This is a genomic window from Streptomyces sp. 3MP-14 (genome assembly GCF_006334905.2).
In the GTDB taxonomy this organism is placed as follows: Bacteria; Actinomycetota; Actinomycetes; order Streptomycetales; family Streptomycetaceae; genus Streptomyces; species Streptomyces triticirhizae.
Genome location: NZ_VDLZ02000011.1, coordinates 1 through 21,745, shown reverse-complemented (window position 1 = coordinate 21,745; position 21,745 = coordinate 1). Strand labels below are relative to the sequence as shown.

The 21,745-nt window shown below is 72.5% G+C and carries 20 protein-coding genes and 1 tRNA gene; 13 read left to right on the top strand and 8 right to left on the bottom strand.

Annotated elements, in window-relative coordinates; all coding sequences use genetic code 11:
• The first annotated feature begins 53 nt into the window (after positions 1–53).
• From FH609_RS18690 to FH609_RS18680, 3 genes are all read left to right on the top strand, one after another.
• Positions 54–395 carry a YbaB/EbfC family nucleoid-associated protein gene (locus tag FH609_RS18690; RefSeq protein WP_139669520.1) on the top strand — a complete coding sequence of 114 codons (342 nt, stop codon included), beginning with the start codon at positions 54–56 and terminating at the stop codon, positions 393–395.
• Between the two features lie 42 nt (positions 396–437).
• Positions 438–1,037, top strand: a complete 600-nt coding sequence (gene recR, locus FH609_RS18685; RefSeq protein ID WP_139669518.1) for a recombination mediator RecR — start codon at positions 438–440, stop codon at positions 1,035–1,037.
• Positions 1,038–1,124: 87 nt separating this feature from the next.
• Positions 1,125–1,859, top strand: coding sequence for a DUF5063 domain-containing protein (locus FH609_RS18680; protein ID WP_226961792.1), 735 nt, complete (start codon positions 1,125–1,127; stop codon positions 1,857–1,859).
• Positions 1,860–1,968: 109 nt separating this feature from the next.
• On the opposite strand, the gene FH609_RS18675 is transcribed toward FH609_RS18680, so the two are convergent.
• Both FH609_RS18675 and FH609_RS18670 read right to left on the bottom strand, forming a co-directional pair.
• The gene (locus tag FH609_RS18675) at positions 1,969–4,107 is read right to left on the bottom strand and encodes a SpoIIE family protein phosphatase (RefSeq protein WP_139669516.1); all 2,139 of its coding nucleotides are present in this window, start codon (positions 4,105–4,107) and stop codon (positions 1,969–1,971) included.
• A 111-nt stretch (positions 4,108–4,218) separates the two neighbouring features.
• Positions 4,219–4,968: a DUF2625 family protein gene (locus tag FH609_RS18670; RefSeq protein WP_319789607.1), complete on the bottom strand. Its 750-nt coding sequence runs from the start codon at positions 4,966–4,968 to the stop codon at positions 4,219–4,221.
• Between the two features lie 248 nt (positions 4,969–5,216).
• Here FH609_RS18670 and FH609_RS18665 point away from each other — a divergent pair, with 248 nt between their 5' ends.
• From FH609_RS18665 to FH609_RS18650, 4 genes are all read left to right on the top strand, one after another.
• On the top strand, positions 5,217–6,500 hold the full coding sequence (locus FH609_RS18665) for an aspartate kinase (protein ID WP_139669514.1): 1,284 nt from the start codon (positions 5,217–5,219) through the stop codon (positions 6,498–6,500).
• A gap of 354 nt (positions 6,501–6,854) precedes the next feature.
• Positions 6,855–7,484: a SigE family RNA polymerase sigma factor gene (locus FH609_RS18660; protein WP_139669512.1), complete on the top strand. Its 630-nt coding sequence runs from the start codon at positions 6,855–6,857 to the stop codon at positions 7,482–7,484.
• Positions 7,481–9,064 (top strand): hypothetical protein, encoded by a 1,584-nt coding sequence (locus FH609_RS18655; RefSeq protein WP_139669509.1) that lies wholly within the window; start codon positions 7,481–7,483, stop codon positions 9,062–9,064. Before FH609_RS18660 ends, FH609_RS18655 begins: the two co-directional genes overlap by 4 nt.
• A 74-nt stretch (positions 9,065–9,138) precedes the next feature.
• Positions 9,139–10,089, top strand: a complete 951-nt coding sequence (locus tag FH609_RS18650) for an SURF1 family protein (protein WP_139669507.1) — start codon at positions 9,139–9,141, stop codon at positions 10,087–10,089.
• Here FH609_RS18650 and FH609_RS18645 read toward each other — a convergent pair.
• From FH609_RS18645 to FH609_RS18635, 3 genes are all read right to left on the bottom strand, one after another.
• Positions 10,034–11,887 (bottom strand): prolyl oligopeptidase family serine peptidase, encoded by a 1,854-nt coding sequence (locus FH609_RS18645; RefSeq protein WP_139669505.1) that lies wholly within the window; start codon positions 11,885–11,887, stop codon positions 10,034–10,036. The genes FH609_RS18650 and FH609_RS18645 overlap by 56 nt on opposite strands.
• Before the next feature lie 173 nt (positions 11,888–12,060).
• Positions 12,061–12,525, bottom strand: a complete 465-nt coding sequence (locus tag FH609_RS18640; protein WP_139669504.1) for a RidA family protein — start codon at positions 12,523–12,525, stop codon at positions 12,061–12,063.
• 5 nt (positions 12,526–12,530) lie between these two features.
• A complete protein-coding gene (locus FH609_RS18635; RefSeq protein WP_122399259.1) occupies positions 12,531–12,692 on the bottom strand; it encodes a DUF4177 domain-containing protein in 162 nt (53 codons plus the stop codon).
• A 140-nt stretch (positions 12,693–12,832) separates the two neighbouring features.
• Here FH609_RS18635 and FH609_RS18630 point away from each other — a divergent pair, with 140 nt between their 5' ends.
• Together FH609_RS18630 and FH609_RS18625 are read left to right on the top strand one after the other, a co-directional pair.
• Positions 12,833–13,801: an ArsA family ATPase gene (locus FH609_RS18630; protein WP_139669502.1), complete on the top strand. Its 969-nt coding sequence runs from the start codon at positions 12,833–12,835 to the stop codon at positions 13,799–13,801.
• A gap of 76 nt (positions 13,802–13,877) precedes the next feature.
• Positions 13,878–15,305, top strand: coding sequence for an ArsA family ATPase (locus FH609_RS18625; RefSeq protein WP_226961791.1), 1,428 nt, complete (start codon positions 13,878–13,880; stop codon positions 15,303–15,305).
• A gap of 225 nt (positions 15,306–15,530) precedes the next feature.
• Here the strand turns inward: FH609_RS18625 and FH609_RS18620 are convergent, their stop codons facing one another.
• Positions 15,531–15,887, bottom strand: coding sequence for a WhiB family transcriptional regulator (locus tag FH609_RS18620; protein ID WP_139669500.1), 357 nt, complete (start codon positions 15,885–15,887; stop codon positions 15,531–15,533).
• 361 nt (positions 15,888–16,248) lie between these two features.
• Between FH609_RS18620 and FH609_RS18610 the strand changes: the two genes are divergently transcribed.
• Positions 16,249–18,528 (top strand): transglycosylase domain-containing protein, encoded by a 2,280-nt coding sequence (locus tag FH609_RS18610; RefSeq protein WP_139669497.1) that lies wholly within the window; start codon positions 16,249–16,251, stop codon positions 18,526–18,528.
• Between the two features lie 147 nt (positions 18,529–18,675).
• On the opposite strand, the gene FH609_RS18605 is transcribed toward FH609_RS18610, so the two are convergent.
• On the bottom strand, positions 18,676–19,140 hold the full coding sequence (locus tag FH609_RS18605) for a GatB/YqeY domain-containing protein (RefSeq protein ID WP_139669495.1): 465 nt from the start codon (positions 19,138–19,140) through the stop codon (positions 18,676–18,678).
• Positions 19,141–19,199: 59 nt separating this feature from the next.
• Here FH609_RS18605 and FH609_RS18600 point away from each other — a divergent pair, with 59 nt between their 5' ends.
• The gene (locus FH609_RS18600) at positions 19,200–20,141 is read left to right on the top strand and encodes a metallophosphoesterase (RefSeq protein ID WP_139669493.1); all 942 of its coding nucleotides are present in this window, start codon (positions 19,200–19,202) and stop codon (positions 20,139–20,141) included.
• 44 nt (positions 20,142–20,185) lie between these two features.
• A tRNA-Pro gene (locus FH609_RS18595) sits at positions 20,186–20,259 on the top strand.
• A gap of 223 nt (positions 20,260–20,482) precedes the next feature.
• Here FH609_RS18595 and FH609_RS32165 read toward each other — a convergent pair.
• Complete coding sequence (locus tag FH609_RS32165) at positions 20,483–20,617, bottom strand: hypothetical protein (RefSeq protein WP_264372776.1); 135 nt, start codon at positions 20,615–20,617, stop codon at positions 20,483–20,485.
• 759 nt (positions 20,618–21,376) lie between these two features.
• Between FH609_RS32165 and FH609_RS18585 the strand changes: the two genes are divergently transcribed.
• Positions 21,377–21,580 carry a cold-shock protein gene (locus tag FH609_RS18585; protein ID WP_122399251.1) on the top strand — a complete coding sequence of 68 codons (204 nt, stop codon included), beginning with the start codon at positions 21,377–21,379 and terminating at the stop codon, positions 21,578–21,580.
• Positions 21,581–21,745: the final 165 nt, after the last annotated feature.

Genomic DNA, 21,745 nt, shown 5'->3' with positions numbered 1-21,745 from the left:
ACCCGTACGCTCAGGGGTACGCATTTGTTGTCGATAGCCCAGGAGTGAAGCCCGTGTTCCCTGGTGGCGGTGGGGTCGATATGCAGCAGTTGTTGCAGCAGGCCCAGAAGATGCAGCAGGATCTCGCCACGGCGCAGCAGGAGCTGGCCGAGACTCCGGTGGAGGGCAGCGCGGGAGGCGGCCTGGTCAAGGCCACGGTCACCGGCTCGGGCGAGTTGACGGCCCTGGTGATCGCGTCCGAGGCCGTGGACCCCGACGACACCGAGACCCTGGCCGACCTGGTGATCGCCGCCGTCCGCGACGCCAACAACTCGGCCCAGGAGCTGGCCAAGGCCAAGCTGGGCCCGCTCGCGCAGGGCCTGGGCGGCGGCGGCATCCCCGGCCTGCCGATCTGAGCCGGCCGGCGGAAGCGGACAGCGGAAGCGGAGAGGCATCCCGTGTACGAGGGCGTAGTCCAGGAACTCATCGACGAGCTGGGGCGCCTGCCGGGCGTGGGCCCGAAGAGCGCCCAGCGGATCGCGTTCCACATCCTCCAGTCCGAGCCGGCCGATGTGCGGCGGCTCGCACGCGCCCTCACCGAGGTCAAGGAGCGGGTGCGGTTCTGTGCGGTGTGCGGCAACGTCGCGCAGGAGGAGCAGTGCCGGGTCTGCGCCGACCCGCGCCGGGACCCGGCGGTGATCTGCGTGGTCGAGGAGCCCAAGGACGTGGTGGCCATCGAGCGCACCCGCGAGTTCCGGGGCCGCTACCACGTGTTGGGCGGCGCGATCAGCCCGATCGACGGGGTCGGCCCCGACGACCTGCGGATCAGGGAGTTGCTGGCCCGGCTGGCCGACGGCTCGGTCACCGAGCTGATCCTGGCCACCGACCCCAACCTGGAGGGCGAGGCCACCGCCACCTATCTGGCGCGGATGGTAAGCCCGATGGGCCTTCGGGTCACCCGGCTAGCCAGCGGCCTGCCGGTGGGGGGAGACTTGGAGTATGCCGACGAGGTCACCCTGGGCCGAGCCTTCGAGGGCAGGCGGCTGCTTGATGTGTAACGCGAGGACGACCGAGCCGGCCGCCGGCGCCGGGCCCGCCGTCGCTCGCGCAGACGTAGGGACGACCGTTGGGGAGGCGACCGCCTGATGTCCGATGCGACGACGGGGCCGGAGATCGATGAGACGCCGATGGACCAGGTCGAGCAGGCCGGTCTGTTGGCCCGCGAGGAGCGCCCGGAGTCCCTGGCGGGCCCGGACAGCTTCTCGGTGCAGATCGCGGACCAGATCGAGAGCTTCGTGGTCGCCGTGACGGAGGTGGCCAGGGGCGACGACCCGGACAGCGCGGTGCCCTACCTGCTGTTGCAGGTCTCGCAACTGCTGCTCGCCGGCGGCCGGTTGGGCGCCCACGAGGACATCGTTCCGGACGAGCGGTACGAGCCGGACACCGGCCCCGACCCGGACATGGACTCGTTGCGCGAGGCGCTGGCCGCGTTGCTGACGCCGGTGGACGTCTACTCCGAGGTCTTCGACCCCTATGTCCCGCACAGCACGCCGGTCGCGGCGCGGATATCCGACGACCTGGCCAACATCGTCAGCGATCTGCGGCACGGCATGGCGCACTACCGCGAGGGCCGGGTCAGCGAGGCGCTGTGGTGGTGGCAGTTCTCCTATCTGACGAACTGGGGCCCGACGGCCAGCGCCTCCCTGAGGGCGCTTCAGTCGCTGGTGGCGCACGTGCGACTCAACACGCCGCTGGCCGAGTTGAACGGCTTGGACACGGACAGCGCGGCCGAGGACGGCGACCTGGAGCGGCAGGCCGGCCGGGTCATGGCGGCCGAGATCGGCGCGCCGCTGGGGCTGACCGCGCGCGACGCCCGCTGACGGCCGGCAAACGCGACACCCGCTGACGGCCGGCAAACGCGACACCCGCTGACGGCCGGCGAACGCACCGCCCGCCGCCCGCCGCGAGGCAACGGACCCCGACGCCCGCTCAGCTGACGGTGCGCAGCAACAGCAGCGCGATGTCGTCGTCCCTCGTCTCCGCGTGGTGGGTGCCGTGCAGCAGCGTGTCGGCCAGCACGTCCATCCGCTGGTCGCCGGCGCGCACCAGATGGCCGGCCAGCCGCAGCGCCGAGTCCTCCAGATCCTCGCCCGGGGTCTCGATGAGGCCGTCGGTGTACATGACCAGCACAGAGCCCGGCGGCAGCGAGACCTCCGTCTCCGGGTACTCGGCCTCCCGGTCGATGCCGAGCAGCAGGCCGGGCGGAACGGGCAGCAGGTCGGCGCGCCCGTTGGGGTGGCGCAGCAGCGGCGGCGGGTGGCCGGCGCTGGCCAGCCGCAGCTGGTGGTTCGAACGGTCGTAGTGCGCGTAGAGGCAGCTGGTGAAGAGGCCGGGGTCGAGGTCGGTGAGCAGCCGGTTGGTGCGGCTGAGCACCTCGCCCGGGGCCTCGCCGGCGGCGGCGTGCACGGCCGTGCGCACCTGGCCCATCAGCGCGGCGGCCTTGACGTTGTGTCCCTGGACATCGCCGATGGCGACGGCGGTGTTGTGGTCGTCCAGCGGGATCACGTCGTAGAAGTCGCCGCCGATCTCGATGCCCTCGGTGGCCGGCAGATAGCGGGCGGCCACGGTCAGCCCCGGCAGCTCGGGCAGGCGGTGCGGCAGCAGCCCGGCCTGGAGGCTGAGGACGAGCTGGTGCTTGGTGTCGTAGAGCCGCGCCCGGTCCATGGCCTGGGAGACCAGGCTGGCCAACGAGGTCAGCACCGCCCGCTCCTCGGACGTGAACTGGTGCTCCCGGTCATAGGCCAGCACCAGACAGCCCACCGAACGACCGGAGGTGATCAGCGGCAGAAAGCCCCATGCCCGCATCTGGACGGCGGGGCGCATCCCCGGGTGGTCGCGGAACAGCTCCTCGCGCGAGCCGTAGAACGCCGGTTCCCGGTCGAGCAGCGACTTCGCGGCGGGGGACGGCGGCGGGTGGAGCGGAACATTGTCGTAGCGCTCCATCACCTCGGGCTCGAAGCCGCGATAGCCGACGGACCGCAGCCGACCGCCTTCGGCCAGGAAAATGACCATTCCCTGAGCGTCGAATGCGGACATCAGTTGGTCGGCGACCGTTTCCACCACGTCCTTGACGCCGACGGCCTGGGTGAGGGCGGTGCCCAGTTGCAGCAGCTGGTAGAGCGCCCCGCCCTCGGCCGGGGCGGGAGCGGGGGTCGAGGGCAGCCCGCGCCGCCGCGCCCCCTCACCCGGGGCCGGTGCCCGCGCCGGGCTGATCTGGATGGTGATGCCGCGCGGGCCCGGATAGACGTGGAAGGTGATCCACTCCTTGGAGGGCTTGGCCATCGAGAACGAGAGCGACTCCCGGCTGAAGATGGCCGTGCGGTAGCGGTCCTCGATCAGCGGGTCGCCCAGCCAGCGCACGCTCTCGGCCGGCCGCCGGCCGAGCAGCGACTCCACGTCGGTGTCGAGCAGTTCGGCCGCCCGGCCGTTGGCGTAGGCGACGACGCCGTCGAGGTTCACCGCGCACCAGCCGTCGGGCAGGCCCTCGACCAGGTCGGAGGCGGCCAGCGCCTCGTCCGGCCCCGGGGTGCGCGGCCGTGGCCGGAAGAGGACCTTGGGGCGGTCCTCGGGGAGGTAGGGCTCGCCCTCCTCCTGGGCCCGCCGCAGCAGCCCGGCCAGCCGGCGGCAGAGGCGGTGCAGCTCACTGACCTCGACGTCGGACGGCCCCTTCGGGTGGGACGCCGGCCAGAGCAGGGTGACGACGCCCCAGCAGGTGTCGGGCGCGTCGAGCGCGTCCCTGATCGGGGCGGAGCCGAGGGCGAACGCGTAGGGCATGGCCATGGCGGCCTGCCCCTCGTCGGCGGCGACCTCGCCGCGCCCCCGCACGTCGCGCCAGACCAGCCGGCGTTCCCTGGCCGCCTCCGCCACGGGCAGCCGGGAGCTGAGCTTGACCCGCGTCCACTGCCAGGCGAGGCCGGGCGGAACGCCGCTGATCAGGGCGAGGCGGAGGAGGGTGGCGTCGGGTTCCAGCAGATACACCAGCCCGCCGTAGGCGCCGGTCCGGTCCAGGGCCTCCACCACCAGCGGTTCCAGCGAGGAGAGCCTGGAACCACGCTGAGAAACGCCCATGGACAAACGATATGCCGGAAATGTCGGCACGCCACCCCCGGACGACCGGACCGGTCCGTCAGGCCGGGCGAGGCGCGGGACCGGCGGGCAGCCGGCGGGCAGCCGGCGGCGTCAGGCCGAGCCGGCCGTCTCGCCGAGGAAGCCCGGGTCGGCGCCGGTCAGCTGGCGGGCGTACTCCTGGTGCACCTCCAACAGCTCGACCATGGGCACCGGCCGCCGCGAGGTGCCCGGCAGGTCGGCCCGCGCCTCGCGGGACCACAGAGGCGGGATCACCGACAGCCCCTCGGCCGCCGTGTCCAGGGCCCGGGTCTCGGCCCGCCAGTCCGGCCAGCGCACGTCCCGGTAGAACGCGGCGGGGCCGCCCGTCAACAGCCAGTCGAACCAGGCCGAGTGCGGCACGTCGAGCGCCACCCAGCCGAGGGTGTCGGGCGCGAAGTAGACCACCTCGCCGGGCCGCCCCGGGCGTCCGAAGGCCGCCGGCTCGGGCCCGTTGAGCGCGAAGACGCCGCCGATCACGTCCCAGGCCAGCACCAGCCCGGCCTCGGGGCGCCAGTCGGGGTCGAACGGCTCGGGGAAGCCGTTCACCCTGGCCAGGCTGGGCAGCCCGTGCGGGTTGCGGGGCGTGGCGCTGCCGAAGACCCGCAGCCAGCCGTCGTCCAGCAGCAGCCCGCCGCAGTGCAGCGCGAAGGCGCCGAGGTAGGAGCGGGCGGTGACCTGGAGTTGCAGCAGCGTCGCGCGGCCGAGGGCCGGGTCGACGGGGACGATCTCCAGGGGCACGGTGGCCGACGAGACCTTGCTCACCAGCTCCGGCCAGGCGGGCTCGGGCACTCCGGTGAGTTCGTCCAGGCCGCGCAAGTTCATGTAGGTGCCTTCTCTGTACCGGTTCCCGGTGGCTTCTGAGCCATGACGACCCGCCAATGATCGTTTTCAACGTTCGGCTGGCAATGTGAGGTCGGTTACGTTTCGTGCTTGTTTCCGTGTGTGCCGCCCGACCAGCGGGCAGGGCTCGTGGCTGGACGGGCGGGGTTGTCGCTTCGCTCGGTAGTATTCAGCCGGCCGCAGTCCCCAAAGCGACTGCGGAGAGTGACTCACACGAGGAGCGAGCACACGTGGGCCTTGTCGTGCAGAAGTACGGCGGCTCCTCCGTTGCCGATGCCGAAGGTATCAAGCGGGTCGCCAAGCGAGTTGTCGAGGCCAAGAAGAACGGCCACCAGGTGGTGGTCGTGGTCTCCGCGATGGGCGACACGACGGACGAGCTGATGGATCTCGCCGCTGAGGTGTCCCCCGTCGCCTCGGGGCGGGAACTGGACATGCTGTTGACCGCCGGGGAACGCATCTCCATGGCCCTGTTGGCCATGGCGATCACCTCGCTGGGCCACGAGGCCCAGTCGTTCACCGGAAGCCAGGCCGGCGTCATCACCGACGCCGTGCACAACAAGGCCCGCATCATCGATGTGACCCCGGGGCGCATCAAGAGTTCCGTGGACCAGGGCAACATCGCGATCGTCGCGGGCTTCCAGGGGGTGTCCCAGAACAGCAAGGACATCACCACGCTGGGCCGTGGCGGCTCGGACACCACGGCGGTGGCGCTGGCCGCCGCCCTGGACGCCGAGGTCTGCGAGATCTACACCGACGTTGACGGCGTCTTCACCGCCGACCCCCGAGTGGTGAAGAAGGCCAGGAAGATCGACTGGATCTCCTTCGAGGACATGCTGGAGCTGGCCAGTTCCGGCTCCAAGGTGCTGCTCCACCGCTGCGTGGAGTACGCCCGCCGATACAACATCCCGATCCATGTCAGGTCCTCGTTCTCGGGCAAGCCTGGCACCTGGGTCGGCAGCCCGCAGCACGAGCGTCAGCAGGAAGGGGAAGCGGTGGAGCAGGCAATCATCTCGGGGGTCGCCCACGACACCTCCGAGGCCAAGGTCACGGTCGTGGGGGTGCCGGACAAGCCGGGTGAGGCCGCCAAGATCTTCCGTGCCATCGCCGACGCCAGCATCAACATCGACATGGTGGTGCAGAACGTCTCCGCCGCCGCCACCGGGCTGACGGACATCTCCTTCACCCTGCCCAAGTCGGAGGGGCGCAAGGCGATCGAGGCGCTGGAGAAGCGGCGCGCCCAGATCGGTTTCGACGCGCTGCGCTACGACGACCAGATCGCCAAGATCTCGCTGGTCGGCGCGGGCATGAAGACCAACCCCGGGGTCACGGCGACGTTCTTCGAGGCGCTCTCCAACGCCGGGGTCAACATCGAGCTGATCTCCACGTCGGAGATCCGGATCTCGGTGGTCACCCGTGAGGACGACGCCAACGCGGCCGTGGTGGCGGTGCACACCGCCTTCGGCCTCGACAGCGACAGCGACGAGGCCGTGGTCTACGGCGGAACGGGCCGCTGACCGGGGGTCGTTCTACGCCCCGTACTTCGTTCGCTGACTCGTTTGCATCGCCTCGCGTCCGAGGATGGTTGGTTGTGAATCTCTCGTGACCAACTCGTAGGCCGGTACGGCTTGCTACGGACCGAGCACCCGAGAGACGATTTCCTCTCCCCGCGCCGCACCATCTCCACCGCGGTCGCGGGGAGAGTCGTTAGCGCGTCCTCGGAGCAGGGCCAGGCACCGACCAGAGCAGGGCATCGACGGCAGGGCGGGACATATGAGGGCACAACACCCGATAGGCGAAAGCTCCCCCGTGCCGTACAACCTTCGCGGGGGAGAACGTGTCCAACAGGCGTGGCAGAGGTCCTCGAATTCATGGCAGCGCCGAACCGCCCCCTCGCTCGGCCCAGTTCCACCGGAGCCGGGAGCGGGGCCGTGACCGCGCCTCTGCCCGCCGCGCGACCGAGTCGTATCGCCGCCGCCGGCGAGGGTGCTGACGACACGATGGCTGAGGGCACCACCGTCGACTTCCTGACCGAGACCTACCGGGCGCACTACCGCTCGCTGCTCGGTCTCGCCGCCCTGTTGCTCGACGACACCGCGTCCTGCGAGGACGTGGTGCAGGAGGCGTTCATCCGGGTCCACTCGGCGCGCAGCCGGGTGCGCGACCCCGAGAAGACGCTGGCCTACCTGCGGCAGACGGTGGTCAACCTCTCCCGTTCCACCCTGCGCCGGCGGATCATCGGGTTGAAGCTCCTCAGCAAGCCGCTGCCGCACATGGCCAGCGCGGAGGAGGGCGCCTACGAGCAGTTGGAGCGCGCCGACCTGATCAAGGCGATGCGCGGCCTGCAACGGCGCCAGCGCGAGGTGCTGGTCCTGCGCTACTTCGCCGACATGTCCGAGGCCGAGGTGGCCAGGGCGCTCGGCATCTCGGCCGGCTCGGTCAAGGCCTACGGGTCACGCGGCATCGCGGCGCTGCGCGTCGCCATGGAGGCCGCCAGATGACCGAGCACCGCCCCGGTCCCCGGCGTGAGCCGGACCGGGAGCCCACCGACGCCCATCCCGAGCGGGAGCCGACCGCGCGGGAGGGCGACGCGCCGTCGACGGACGCGGGACGGCCGGACGCACGCGGGACGGACGCACGCGGGACGGACGGGCGCCGGCCGGACGCGGGGAGCGGCGCGTTCGGGGTGGCCGAGCGCGGCCGGCACGAGGCGGGCGCCCCCGGGCGCGGCGCCGGCCGGCACGAGGACCTCGGGGATCTGCCCCCGGAGCACGCCGACGGCGCCGAAGACGCCGAGGTCGAGGAGCTGCGGCGGCTGTTCCGGGACGCCGTCGGCGACCTCGAACCCGGCCCGGACTCCCTGGACAACCTGCGCGTCGCCGTGCCGCTGCGCCGCCGGCGCCGGCGGCATCTGCTGCTGGGCACGGCGGCCTCGGTCGCGCTGCTGAGCGTCGGCGCCCCGCTGATGGCCAGCGTCGCCGACTCGGTCGGCGGCCAGGACTCCTCGATGGACACCTCCAACGGCGGCGGTCCGCCCGGGAGTTACGGCGAGAGCGGCGGCCCCGGCGACACCGGGGAGCCCTATCCGTCGGGCGGCGGCGGCCTCAGCGACCAGAGCGACGGCGGGGTGGACAGCGACGGCGGGCTTCCGTTCGGCTCCGGCGACCCGGGCGAGGGGGACCCGACCGACGCCAGGGAGACCCTGGGCGTGACCTCGCCCAGCTGCCTGCGCGAGCAGCTCGGCCGGGTGGTCACCGACACCGAGCCGCCGGACGAGGATGGCCGGATCTATGGCCTGATCCGGATGGTCAATGTCTCGAACGAGCCCTGCCGCGTCACCGGTGAGGGCGAGTTGGCGGTGCTCTCCGAGGAGGCCGGGTCCAACCCGGTGCGGGTCGTCGACCGCACGGAGGGTGACCGGGCGACGGGTCTGCCGGCGCCCGAAGAGGCCCATGACGAACTGATCCTGCCGCCCGGCGAGGGCTTCGAGGTGCGCTTCGCCTGGGTGCCGGACGGGCCGTCACTCAGCGGCTGCGCGATCGCGGCGAGCCCGACGCCGGGCGCCGGCTCCTCGCACAGCCCGCAGCTGCGCACCGACGACCCGGAGGGCTCGGCGACCGGCGGCGACTCCGGCGGCGACGCGGGCGGGTCGGGCGACTCCTCGGGCGCCGGCGGCGCCGGCGGCACCGGCGACTCCGACGGCTCCACGACCACCAGCGGCGCCTCCGGCAGCGGGGGCGCGGGCGGCACCGGGGCCACCGGCACGGCCGGCGCCTCGGGTTCGCCCGGGTCGAGCGGCTCCGACTCGACCGGCGCCGAGGGCGCGGGCGGCGACAGCGACGGGCAGAGCCCGGGCGGCTCGGACCCGGGCGACGCGAGCGGCGGCACGCCAGGCGGCGACTCCGGCGGGCCCGGCGGAACCAGCCCGCCCGTCGACGGCGGCGGCAGCGACGGCGAGTCCACCGGCGTGGTCCTGCGCTACACCCCGGCGGCCGGGGAGCCCGAGGCGGCCCGCATCGTGCTCGACGGCACCTGCTCGGGAACGATCTACCGCACCGGCGTGCTGGCCCCGGCCGGCTGACCGCCGCCGGCACGGGCCCGCCGTCGCCCGGCCCCGACGCCGGGCCGCGCGGGGCGCGCCAGTACCGTTGAGGCGTGTACCGGTTTCTGCTGACCCCGCGCTGGTGGGCGATCAACGTCTTCGTGGTACTGGCCGTGCCGATCTGTCTGGCCGCCGGCACCTGGCAGCTGAGCCGGTTCGAGGCGCAGGTGGACTCGCACCGCGAGCAGGAGCGGCTGGCCGAGGGCGAGGGCGAGGTGCGCCCGCTGGCCGAGCTGCTGCCGCTGACCACCGAGACCGTCGGCCACCAGGCCGAGGTCACCGGCAGCTTCGACGCCGAGCACCAACTCCTCGTCCCCGAACGGATGGTGGACGGCCGGCGCGGCTTCTATGTGCTGACCCCGCTGCGCCCGGCCGACGGCTCGCCGGCCGTGCCGGTGGTGCGCGGCTGGCTGCCGGGCGAGGCCGACCCGGCGACGGCGCCCGAGCCGCCGGCCGGCGAGGTGACCGTCGTCGGCGCGCTCCAGGCCGCCGAGTCGCCCAGCCAGGTCAGCGGGCGGACCGAGGGCCTGGCGCCGGGCGAGTTGGGCGTGATCGGCGCCGCCTCGCTGATCAACGTGCTGCCGTACGAGGTCACCGACTCCTGGATCACGGTGCGCGAGCCCACCTCGCCCCTGGTGGCCGTGCCGGCCACCGCCCCCACCGGCACCGGACTCGACCTGGACGCCTTCCAGAATCTGGGCTACACCGCCGAGTGGTTCGTCTTCGCCGGCTTCGCGGTCTTCATGTGGTTCCGGCTGTTCCGCCGGGAGGTGGAGCAGCAGCGGGACCGGGAGTTGGGCCTGACCGACGAGGGCCCCGCGCCGGGCGGCGGGACCCCAGCGCCCGGCCCTGAGGGCCCGGACCGGCCCAACGGCCCCGAAGGCCCCAAAGGCGCCGACGCCCCGAACGAACCGGCCGAGCCGACGGCCCCGGACGAGCCGGCCGGCGCTACCCCGCCGAGCCCGCCGCCCGAGCGGCCGGCAGATGATCTCGCGCGAACCTGATCTCCATCGCCACCTGCTTGATCCGCTCCTCCACCACCAACGAGCCGTGCCCGGCGTCATAGCGGTACACCTCGTGCGGATGGCCCCGTTCGGCCAGCCGCGCCACGTAGTTCTCGATCTGCCGGATGGGGCAGCGCGGGTCGTTCTCCCCCGCCGAGATGTAGACGGGGGCCTTCACCCGGTCCACATAGCTGATGGGCGAGGAGGCGGCCCAACGCTCCGGCAGCTCGTCGGGGGCGCCGCCCAGCAGGGTGCGGTCCAGCGCCTTGAGGGCCTCCATCTCGTCGTCGTAGGCGGCGACATAGTCCGCGACGGGCACCGCGGCGACCCCGACCGCCCAGCTGTCGGGCTGGGTGCCGATGCCGAGCAGGGTGAGATAGCCGCCCCAGGAGCCGCCGGTCAGCACCAGCCGCTCCGGGTCCGCCAGTCCCGAGGAGACGGCCCACTCCCGCACCGCCGCGATGTCCTCCAGCTCGATCAGCCCGACGCGGTGCTTGAGGGCGTCCGTCCACGCGCGGCCATAGCCGGTGGAGCCCCGGTAGTTGACCCGGACGACGGCGAAGCCGTGGTCCACCCAGGCGGCCGGGCCGGCCGCGAAGCCGTCGTCGTCGTGGGCCGTCGGGCCGCCGTGGATGTCGAAGACGGTGGGGAACGGGCCCTCGCCCGGCGGCCGTTGCACCAGGGCGTGCACCCGGCCGCCCGGGCCCTCGACCCAGGCGTCCTCCACCGGCACCGAGCGCGGCGCCTTCGACCCCGGCGGGTCAAGCACCGTCCGCCCGCTGGTGGACCTGATGCGCGGCGGCTCGGCGGCCGACGACCAGAGGAACTCGACCTCGCCGTCCGGCCGGGCGGTGACCCCGCCCACCGTGCCCGGCGGGGTGTCCAGGCGCGTCAACTCGCCGTCCGCCAGGGCGTACCGGTACAGCTCGTCGCGGGCCTGGAAGCTGTGGACCACCAGCAGCGCCGAGCCGTCCGGATACCAGGAGGCGTGCACGTCGCCCGGCAGGCCCAGGGCCAACTCGCGTTCCTCGCCGGTCAGCGGGTCCCACAGCAGCGGCTCCCAGCGGCCGTGCCGCTGGTGGCCGACGAGGAGCCGGCCGTCGCCCGGCAGCGGCGGGAAGCCCAGCGCCGACAGGCCCAGCTCGACCGTGCCGCCCGCCGTGTCGTCCAACTCCGCGACCGGCGAGCCGTCCGGCCGGACGACGCGGATCGCCGAGTGCATCGCGTCGCCGTGCTCGGTGTGCTCGATCGCCAACAGCGAGGCGTCGTACGAGAGGGCGCCGACGCCGGCCGACTGCCGGTGGCGGTAGATCTCGCCCGGCTCGGCCTCGCCGGGGAGCCGCACATGGATCGTGGTGCCGTGCTCCTCGGTGTCCCGGCCGACCACGACCGTGCCGTCCCGGCCCAGGGCCAGCCCGCTGGGGTAGCCGGCGGCCAGCCCCGGCACCGCCGTCTCGTCCGCCCCGCCGGCGAACGGCTGCCGCCGCCAGACGCCGAACTCGTCCCCGTCCGTGTCGTCGAACCACCAGATCCACTCGCCGTCGGGCGAGAGGCTGCCGGCGACCGTGCCGTTGGGCCGGTCCGTGGCCTGCCGCTGCCGGCCGGTGCTCCGGTCCCAGGCGTACAGCTCGAAGGTGCCGGTGGCGTTGGAGACGAAGAGGGAACGGTCGGGCGCCTCGCGGGCCCAGCGCGGCAGGCTCACCCGGGGCGCCCGGAACCGCAGCTCCCAGTCGGGCACTTCGGAGGCGGCCCCGTCCGCCGAGGCGGGCCGGGACTCCTCGGACGCGGAATCAGTCATGCGGTCAGTTGTACCCGACCCCACCGACAACGCACCGCCGTGCCCTCCCGCTCCCCCTGTCCCGCGCGGCCGCCCCGAGCCCACCGCTCGTCCACGACCCACGCGCCGCCCAACTCCCGTGCCCGGCAGGGAGAACGTCCGGGCACGGAGAACGTACCGTCAGCCGCCGACGGTCACTCGACCAGTTCCACCTGCATCTCGATCTCCACCGGCGCGTCCAGTGGCAGCACCGCGACCCCGACCGCGCTGCGCGCGTGCCGGCCCCGCTCGCCGAAGACCTCGCCCAGCAACTCGCTGGCGCCGTTGACCACCTGCGGCTGCCCGGTGAACCCGGGCGCCGAGGCGACGAAGCCCAGCACCTTGACCACCCTGGCCACCCGGTCCAGGTCCCCGGCCACCGACTTCACGGCCGCCAGCGCGTTCAGCGCGCAGACCCGCGCCATGTCCCGCGCCTGCTCCTCCGTGACCTCGGCGCCGACCTTGCCGGCCACCGGCAGCTCCCCGGCGACCAGCGGCACCTGGCCCGAGGTGTACACATAGCGGCCGCTGACCACGGCCGGCACATAGGCCGCCACCGGCGGAACGACCGGCGGCAACGCCAGCCCGAGCCCCGCCAGCCGCTCCTCCACTCCGCTCACCGCGCTCACCCCTGGGGCTTCTCGCGCTTGAAGTAAGCCACCAGCTGCTCCGCGTTCGGTCCAGGTACGACCTGCACCAACTCCCAGCCGTCCTCGCCCCAGTTGTCCAGGATCTGCTTGGTGGCGTGCACCAGGAGCGGCACCGTCGCGTATTCCCACTTCTTCATGGCCGCCACTCTAGCCACCGCCACTGACAGCGACACCATCACGCACAGTGACAACCGGGCCGCCCACGCCACCGGCGGCGCCGGCAGCCAGCCGGCCCTGGCGAAACGGCCGCCGACACCGTTCCCTTAGGCTCGCCAGCGTGACCCCAGAACGCAGACTGCATGTGGTCTCCGGCAAGGGCGGCACCGGGAAGACGACCGTCGCGGCCGCGCTGGCCCTGGCGTTGGCCGAGGAGGGGCGGCGGACCCTGCTCGTCGAGGTCGAGGGCCGGCAGGGCATCGCCCAGCTCTTCGAGACCGAGGCGCTGCCGTACGAGGAGCGCAGGATCGCGATCGGGCCCGGCGGCGGCGAGGTGTTCGCGCTGGCCGTCGACACCGAGAAGGCGCTCCTCGACTACCTCCAGATGTTCTACAAGCTCGGCGGCGCCGGCCGGGCCCTGCGCCGGATCGGCGCCATCGACTTCGCCACCACCATCGCCCCGGGGCTGCGCGACGTGCTGCTGACCGGCAAGGTGTGCGAGGCCACCCGACGGCGCGGGCCCGACGGGGAGTTCGTCTACGACGCGGTGGTGATGGACGCCCCGCCGACCGGCCGGATCACCCGCTTCCTCGGCGTCAACAGCGAGGTCGCCGGGCTGGCGAAGATGGGCCCGATCCACCACCAGGCGCGGGCCGTGATGCGGGTGCTGAAGTCGGCCCAGACCGCCGTTCACCTGGTGACCCTGCTGGAGGAGATGCCGGTCCAGGAGACCTCGGACGGCGTCGCCGAGCTGCGCGCGGCCGAACTCCCGGTCGGCGCCGTGGTGGTGAACATGGTGCGGCCGCCCGTCGCCGAGGTCGCCGCGTCCGCCGCCGAGCCGGCCGGGGTCGACCGGGAGCGGCTGGCGGGGGCGCTGCGCTCCGCCGGGCTGCCCGCCCCGGCGCGGCTGGTCGCCCCGCTGCTCGCCCAGGGCGCGGCGCACGCCGAGCGGCAGTCCCTTGAGGCCGCCCAGCGCGCCGAGTTGACGGCGCTCGGCCTGCCGGTGCGGGAGCTGCCGCTGCTCGCCGACGGCGCCGACCTGGCCGGCCTCTACCGGCTGGCGCGCCGCCTGCGGGAGCACCCGTGGTGAACCGGAACGCGCCGTGCGAGGGCCCGCACCGCGAGGGCCCGCACCACGAGGGAGAAGAGGGAGAAGGGGAGGGCCGATGACCGAGCCCCGGGACCGGGAGTCCATGGTCGCCGAGGTGCCGCCGCTGGCCCTCGACCCGCTGCTGGACGCGCCCGACACCCGCATCGTCGTCTGCTGCGGCTCCGGCGGCGTCGGCAAGACCACCACGGCCGCCGCCCTCGGCCTGCGCGCCGCCGAACGCGGGCGCCGCGTCGTCGTGTTGACGATCGACCCGGCCCGCCGGCTGGCCCAGTCGATGGGCCTGGCCGCGCTGGACAACGTGCCCCGCCGGGTGCCGGGCGTGCAGGACGAGGCCGGCGGCGAGCTGTTCGCGATGATGCTGGACATGAAGCGGACCTTCGACGAGACCGTCGAGGCGCACGCCGACCCCGAGCGCGCCCGCGCGATTCTGGAGAACCCCTTCTACCAGTCGCTCTCCACCGGCTTCGCCGGCACCCAGGAGTACATGGCGATGGAGAAGCTGGGCCAGCTCGCGGCGCGCGACGAGTGGGACCTGATCGTGGTCGACACCCCGCCCAGCCGCTCCGCGCTGGACTTCCTGGACGCGCCGCAGCGCCTGGGCTCGTTCCTCGACGGCCGGTTCATCCGGCTGCTGATGGGCCCGGCGAAGGCCGGCGGCCGGGCGGGGCGCAAGGTCATGGACCTGGGCCTGGCCGGGCTCTCCCGGTTCACCGGGACCATCGACCGGGTGGTGGGCGCCGGGCTGGTCCGCGACGTGCAGACCTTCGTCGCGGCGCTGGACACGATGTTCGGCGGCTTCCGCACCCGCGCCGACGCCACCTACCGGCTGCTCCAGGCGCCGGGCACCGCGTTCCTGGTGGTGGCGGCGCCGGAGCGGGACGCGCTGCGCGAGGCCGCCTACTTCGTGGAACGGCTGGCGGCCGACCGGATGCCGCTGGCCGGCCTGGTGCTCAACCGCGTCCACACCTCGAACGCCGCCGAGTTGAGCGCGGAACGGGCGCTGGCCGCCGCCGAGGCGCTGGAGAGTCGGGGCGGAAAAAATCTTGCCCCGAGCGGCATGGCCGATGATCCGACCGGGCAGACAGAGACGGGGCGGACCACTCCCGCCCCCGACTCCGCGCGGGATCGACCGCACGGCCGTCCCTCTCCCGAAGCCCCTTCTCCCACGGGCTCCTCCCCGACGGCCGATGCGCACGAGGCCGAGCCGCACGCCGCCGATGCGCAGGACGACGGGGCGCACGCCGCCGATGCGCACGACGACGCCACCGAACGGCTCGCCGCCGCCCTGCTGCGCGTCCACGCCGAGCACATGCGCCAGTTGGCGCGCCAGAGCCGCACCCGGGCCCGCTTCACGGCGCTCCATCCCGAGGTGCCGGTGGCCGAGGTGGCCGCGCTCCCCGGCGACGTGCACGACCTGGAGGGGCTGCGCGCCATCGGCGAGGCCCTGGGCCAGCCGTGGGGCCGCGGCGACGGACCGCTGTGAGCCCTCTCACAACGACGACCTCGCCACGGCGGGACGAGAACGGGCACGGCGCCACAACGGCCCCGTGCGGCACGGCAGTTTCGGCCGCGCGGGCCGACGCGCGTGCGCGCATACGCCATCGCGCGGCTCGCTTCGCCGCCCCGGCCAACAAATGCAATCACCGTGCCGCCGCAAAGCGATCACAGGCGAACATTCCAGAAAACGGTCGCGTGTCGACCGCTCGCTTTATCCCACCCCGGCCCACTCCTCGAAGGACGACCCGTCGAGGGGGTCCCGATAACGCCCGCCGTCGCTGAAGCGCAGACTCCGCTCGTATTCCGTGCGCGCCGTCTCCAGCAGCCGGCGCCAGGAGGTGACCGTCGGGCGCCGGCGCAGCAGTGCGCGCCGCTCGCGCTCCGTCATCCCACCCCACACGCCGAACTCCACGCGGTTGTCCAGCGCGTCCGCCAGGCACTCGGTGCGCACCGGGCAACCGGTGCAGACCACCTTGGCGCGGTTCTGTGCCGCGCCCTGAACAAACAACTCATCCGGATCTGTCGCGCGACAGGCCGCCTGCGCGCTCCAGTCGGTAACCCAGCTCATGCCGGTGCCGTCCTCTCCCGAATCGAGGCTCCCCCACGGCGGCAAGTGGCATATTCGCCCTTGCCAGTTGAGGACGTTACGGAAGGCAGCCAGACCACAACACCCCCAGTGGGCCTAATCTTGAATGGCCCGATCGGACTATGGGAAGGGGGAAGTAACCCGACCGGGTGAATGTTCGGCGGCCCAGGCCAGAGCACCCGTGCGAGTTGTGGAGAGAGGCGAGCGGCAGAGCACAGGCTCTTTGCGATCTCACCCCTTCGGGTGAAGCCGAACTTGACTCGTTGGGCTTTATGTGAATCGTCAGTAGCTTAGGCGAACACCCGGGGCCCTGTCCGGCGTTTGAGAACGTAGGCTGGCCCCCATGGGTAGGAAGCGTCCCGGTGGCGGCCTGAGCGCCGCTCAGCAGGTGGCCAAGTTCCTCGGTGTCAGCGTGCTCGCCGGCGCCGTGCTGGCGGGCATCGCCCTGCCGGCGGTCGGCGCCATCGGGCTGGCGGCGCGGGGCACGGCCGAGGGGTTCGACGAGATCCCCGCCATGATGAAGCGCCCCCCGTTGAGCCAGAAGACCACGATCCTGGACGCCGACGGCAACGTGATCGCCGACGTCTACTTCCGCGACCGCACCGTGGTGCCCCTGGACGAGATGTCCGAGCACGTGCGGAACGCGATCGTCGCCATCGAGGACGCCAGGTTCTACGAGCACGGCGCCGTCGACCTGCGCGGCATCCTGCGCGCGCTCAACCGGAACCTGGAGTCGGGCGGCGTCGCCGAGGGCGCCTCCACGCTCACCCAGCAGTACGTGAAGAACGTGTTCGTCGAGGCGGCCGGCGACGACGCGGAGGCGGTGGCCGAGGCCACCCAGCAGTCGGGCGCGGCGGGCCTGGGCCGCAAGATCCGCGAGATGAAGTACGCGATCCAGCTCGAACAGGAGCTGTCCAAGGACCAGATCCTGGAGAACTACCTCAACATCACGTACTTCGGCCAGCAGGCGTACGGCGTCGAGGCCGCCGCCCGGCGGTACTTCTCCAAGTCGGCGGCGGAGCTGAGCATCTCGGAGGCCGCGCTCATCGCCGGTCTGGTGCAGTCGCCGAGCCAGTACGACCCGGTCGAGAACGAGCAGGCCGCGATCGACCGACGTAACACCGTGATCAGCAGGATGCTCCAGGTCGGGGACATCGACGAGGCCGAGGCCGAGGAGGCCATGGCCGCCGACCTCGGGCTGAACATCAGCGAGCCCAGGAACGGCTGCATCACCGCCCCCAACGACGCCGCGTTCTTCTGCGAGTACGTCCAGCACGAGTTCCTGGCGAACCCGGTCTTCGGCGAGACCCGCGAGGAGCGCGCGGCCCAGTGGGCCCTCGGCGGCATGACCATCCGGACCACGCTCCGCCCCCAGGCCCAGGCCGCCGCCGCCCAGGCCGCGCGGGACGGCGCCCACCCCGACGAGCCGATCACCGCCGCCGTCGTCCAGGTCGAGCCGGGCACCGGGCACATCGTCTCCATGGCGCAGAGCCGGCCCTACGGCTACGGCGAGAACCAGACCTCGATGAACCTCAACGTCTCCAGCGGCATGGGCGGCACCACCTACGGCTTCCAGCCGGGCTCCACGTTCAAGCCGTTCACCGCGGCCGCCGCCCTGGAGCAGGGGATCTCGCCGGCCCAGACCTACGAGACCGAGTACGAGATCACCCTCCCGATGTCCGACTTCCGCAACTGCGAGAACCAGGCCCTGGGTTCGGCCGAGGAGCCGGAGTGGACGCTGACCAACGAGCGCGAGGACGAGGAAGGTGAGTGGGACATGACCGACGCGCTCGGTCAGTCCATCAACACCTACTTCGCCCACCTGGAGCGCCAGGCCGGGCTCTGCGAGACCATCACCATGGCGGGGAACCTCGGCGTGGAGCGCGGCAGCGACGAGCCGCTCGCGGCCAACCCCTCGGTGACCCTGGGCGGCCAGGAGACCACCCCGCTGATGATGGCCAGCGCCTACGCGGCGTTCGCCAACGAGGGCACCTACTGCGAGCCGGTCGCCATCACGGCGGTGACCAACGCGGACGGCGAGGAGCTGAGCGTGCCGCCGGCCGAGTGCGGCCAGGTGATGTCGGCGCGGACCGCCAGGACCATCAACATGATGCTGCGCGGCGTGATCGAGGACGGCACCGGTCAGGCCGTCGGCCTCACCGACCGCGACAACGCGGGCAAGACCGGCACCACCGACGAGCGGAAGAACGTCTGGTTCGTGGGGTACACCCCGCAGCTGTCCACGGCGGTGCGGGTCGGCGGCGACCAGACCCTGCCCCCGATGGAGGACATCACCATCGGCGGCCGGTACTTCGAGCGGGCCAGCGGCGCCGGCGTGGCCGGGCCGATCTGGCGGCAGGCGATGACGGGCGCGCTCCAGGGCGTCCCGGCGACCAACTTCACCCAGGTCGACGTCCCCAGGGCCGAGGACCAACGCGACCGGGACCGCGATCGCGACCGGGATCGGGACCGCGACCGTGACTGGGACCGCGACCGGGACGACGAAGGGGACTCCCCGCCCGACGACGGCAACCCGGGTCTCGACCCCGGCGACTGGGGCGACTGGGGCGACGTCGAACTCCCCGACCTGCCCCAGGACGGCAACGGCGGCCAACGGAACTGACGGCCCCGGCCGTCGGCCCCGAACGAACGAGGGCGCCCCCACCACGCAGCACGGTGGGGGCGCCCTTCGCCGTTGCCGCTCTTCCGGCGGGCCGCGCCGTCGTTCCCTGGCCTGCGGCGCCGTCGTCTCCGGCCCGCCGCGTCAACCTCAGCCGGCCAGCGCCTTCTTGACGGCGGCGGCCACCCGGCCGCCCTCGGCCCGGCCGGCGATCCTCGGGTTCACGATCTTCATCACCGCGCCCATCGCCCTGGGCCCCTCGGCGCCCTGGCTCCGTGCCTCGGCCACCGCCTCGGCGACCAGGCCGGCCAACTCCTCGTCCGTGAGCGGCTGGGGCAGGTACTCGGCCAGCACCGCGCCCTCCGCCCGTTCCCGCTCCGCGCTCTCCGCGCGGCCGCCCTTCTCGAACGCCTCGGCCGCCTCCCTGCGCTTCTTGGCCTCGCGGGCGAGCACCTTCTGGACCTCGTCGTCGGAGAGTTCGCGGGCGGCCTTGCCCGCCACCTCCTCGGTGGTGATCGCTGCCAGCGCCATCCGAAGGGTGGCGGACCGCAGCTCGTCGCGTTGCTTGATCGCTGCCGTCAGATCGCCCTGCAACCGGGACTTGAACGTGGTCATGCCGACCATTGTGACAGCCGGTGCCCCTGGGCCCCGTTGGCTCTGCGACCATGGGGCCCATGCGCGCGCGATATCGCATTCCCCTGAACGCCGCCCTCGCCGTCAGCGCCCTCGCCGCAGGCACCGTCGCCTACGCGGCGGGGTTCGAGGTCAGATCCTTCCGGTTGCGTCGGGTGACCGTTCCCGTGCTGCCGCCGGGGGCGCCGCCGCTGCGGGTGCTCCAGGTGTCGGACATCCACATGGTCTCGGGGCAGCACAAGAAGCGCCGCTGGCTCCAGTCCCTCGCCGGGCTCCGGCCCGACCTGGTGATCAACACGGGCGACAACCTCTCCGACCCCGAGGCCGTCCCCGAGGTGCTGGACGCGCTGGGGCCGCTGCTGGAATTCCCGGGGGCGTACGTCTTCGGCTCCAACGACTACTACGCGCCCCGCCTGCGCAACCCCGCGCGCTACCTGGCGGAACGCTCCTCCGGTCGCTACGGCCTCAACGGGAACGCGCCGGCGCGCAACGTTCCGCGCAACCCGTGGTGGCTGCTGCGGGACGCGTTCGACGAGGCGGGCTGGGTCAATCTCACCAACACCCGGGGCCAACTCAAGGCCGCCGGCGCGGAGATCGCCCTCACCGGGCTCGACGACCCGCACATCAAGCGCGACCGCTACGAGGCCGTCGCCGGCGGACCCGAGGCGGACGCCGACCTCTCGCTCGCCGTGGTGCACGCCCCCTACCTGCGCGTCCTCGACGCGTTCACCGCCGACGGCTACCCGCTGATCCTGGCCGGCCACACCCACGGCGGGCAGCTCTGCGTCCCCTTCTACGGCGCGCTGGTCACCAACTGCGACCTCGACACCGACCGCGTCAAGGGCCTCTCCCACCACGAGTCGGCCGACCGCCGCTCCTACCTCCACGTCTCGGCGGGCTGCGGCACCAACCGCTACACCCCGGTCCGCTTCGCCTGCCCCCCGGAAGCGACGCTGCTGACGCTGACCCCCACCACAACCTGATTTCGTGAACGCCCGCTGGTCAGCTAAAGTAGTCCACGCTCCACCGGGGTGTGGCGCAGCTTGGCAGCGCGCTTCGTTCGGGACGAAGAGGTCGTGGGTTCAAATCCCGCCACCCCGACGGTAGAGGTACAGGCTCAGGGGTCCGATCCGCGACAGCGGGTCGGACCCCTGACGCGTTGCGTGGTCGATGGGGAGCCGTCCAAGCCAGGGGACCGTTCTTTCTGACTATTCGACGCAGCGGAGCGGACGGCGTCCGGCTGGACGTGGAGTGGCCCGCCGGCCACCGGTCTTCCGTGCCCCGCAGCTGTGGTCTGATGCGGCTGGTCGCCCCGGGTCGTTGGTCAGAGGGAGCCCAGGCGGGCGCGTTCCATCAGGTCGATGACGTAGTGGACCAGCGCGATCGGAGCGGTGGTGGCGGCGAAGATGCGGCGGTCGACGCCCTTTTCCGGGTCGAACCGTCCCGTGTAGATCAGCACCAGGGGTGTGCACGCTGTGGCGCTCCAGATCGCGCAGCATCCTGATGCCCGCCCGTGGATCGCCGTCCCGGTCGAGGTCGCTGGCGAGTTCGACCTCCACGCCCATCGCCCGGAACGCGGTCACCCGGGGGACCATCCGTTCGACGATCGTTCCTCGCAGGGTGAGGAACACGGTGGCCGCGAAGGCCACCCAGAGCACACCGGGAAGGGTGTCGAGAAGCTTGACCCAGATGGCTTCGGACATCCGTCGAATTATCCTCCTCGCGCACCTGTGGGAGGCAAGATCCCCGTACACGGGGCGAGTTGACCGAAAGGCAGCGGTCGGGGAGCGTCCCGCCACAACCAGGTGGTGCGGCTGTGAGCGGAATGCCGCCGGATGGGTGGACGGCCCCGGAGGCGCCTCGGCCGCGCCCGACGGTGGCGCCCGGTGGCCGTCCCACCGGTGCGACGACCTGGCGCCGGTCGGTGACCTAGCAGGAGATCGAACGATCCGTGTCGGCGCGTGGGAACGCCCTGACCTGCGCCGGAGCGCTTACATCGCGGCTTCGGGGCGGCGGCTTGCCGCCAAGGCTCGCGGTTGGGGGAGGAGCGTGCTACGGTGGACGAAGTTGCAGTTGTGGTTCCCAAGAATTTCAGGTGCTCTTCCCGACTTCGGTCGGTGGGCACCTTTTTTCATATCCGGTGTTTCCGGAGGGGAAAACACACAGCGACCCCGGCCCGCAAGGTGCGGAACGGGTTTGCCCCCTAAGGAGACGCCAAATGGCTTCAGGCACCGTTAAGTGGTTCAACGCCGAAAAGGGCTTCGGCTTCATCGAGCAGGAGGGCGGCGGCGCTGACGTGTTCGCCCACTACTCGAACATCTCGGCTTCCGGCTTCCGTGAGCTGCACGAGGGCCAGAAGGTGACCTTCGACGTGACCCAGGGCCAGAAGGGCCCGCAGGCGGAGAACATCGTTCCCGCCTGATCACGCCCCTGAGGCGTGACCCCAGGGCCCCCGCATCCCTTGGGTTCAAGGGGTCGTCGCAACACCACTTGGTTTCAGGTGGTGAGTAGATCACGTAGACGCTCGGCTGGGGTATCCCAGCCGAGCGTCTTGCGTGGGCGGCCGTTGAGTTCCTGGGCGACGTGT

Coding starts and splice junctions, on each gene's coding strand:
- FH609_RS18680 (WP_226961792.1), top strand. CDS start 1,125: ATGTCCGATGCGACGACGGGGCCGGAGATCGATGAGACGCCGATGGAC.
- FH609_RS18675 (WP_139669516.1), bottom strand. CDS start 4,107: ATGGGCGTTTCTCAGCGTGGTTCCAGGCTCTCCTCGCTGGAACCGCTG.
- FH609_RS18670 (WP_319789607.1), bottom strand. CDS start 4,968: ATGAACTTGCGCGGCCTGGACGAACTCACCGGAGTGCCCGAGCCCGCC.
- FH609_RS18660 (WP_139669512.1), top strand. CDS start 6,855: ATGGCAGCGCCGAACCGCCCCCTCGCTCGGCCCAGTTCCACCGGAGCC.
- FH609_RS18655 (WP_139669509.1), top strand. CDS start 7,481: ATGACCGAGCACCGCCCCGGTCCCCGGCGTGAGCCGGACCGGGAGCCC.
- FH609_RS18645 (WP_139669505.1), bottom strand. CDS start 11,887: ATGACTGATTCCGCGTCCGAGGAGTCCCGGCCCGCCTCGGCGGACGGG.
- FH609_RS18635 (WP_122399259.1), bottom strand. CDS start 12,692: ATGAAGAAGTGGGAATACGCGACGGTGCCGCTCCTGGTGCACGCCACC.
- FH609_RS18625 (WP_226961791.1), top strand. CDS start 13,878: ATGACCGAGCCCCGGGACCGGGAGTCCATGGTCGCCGAGGTGCCGCCG.
- FH609_RS18620 (WP_139669500.1), bottom strand. CDS start 15,887: ATGAGCTGGGTTACCGACTGGAGCGCGCAGGCGGCCTGTCGCGCGACA.
- FH609_RS18610 (WP_139669497.1), top strand. CDS start 16,249: ATGGGTAGGAAGCGTCCCGGTGGCGGCCTGAGCGCCGCTCAGCAGGTG.
- FH609_RS18605 (WP_139669495.1), bottom strand. CDS start 19,140: ATGACCACGTTCAAGTCCCGGTTGCAGGGCGATCTGACGGCAGCGATC.
- FH609_RS18600 (WP_139669493.1), top strand. CDS start 19,200: ATGCGCGCGCGATATCGCATTCCCCTGAACGCCGCCCTCGCCGTCAGC.
- FH609_RS18585 (WP_122399251.1), top strand. CDS start 21,377: ATGGCTTCAGGCACCGTTAAGTGGTTCAACGCCGAAAAGGGCTTCGGC.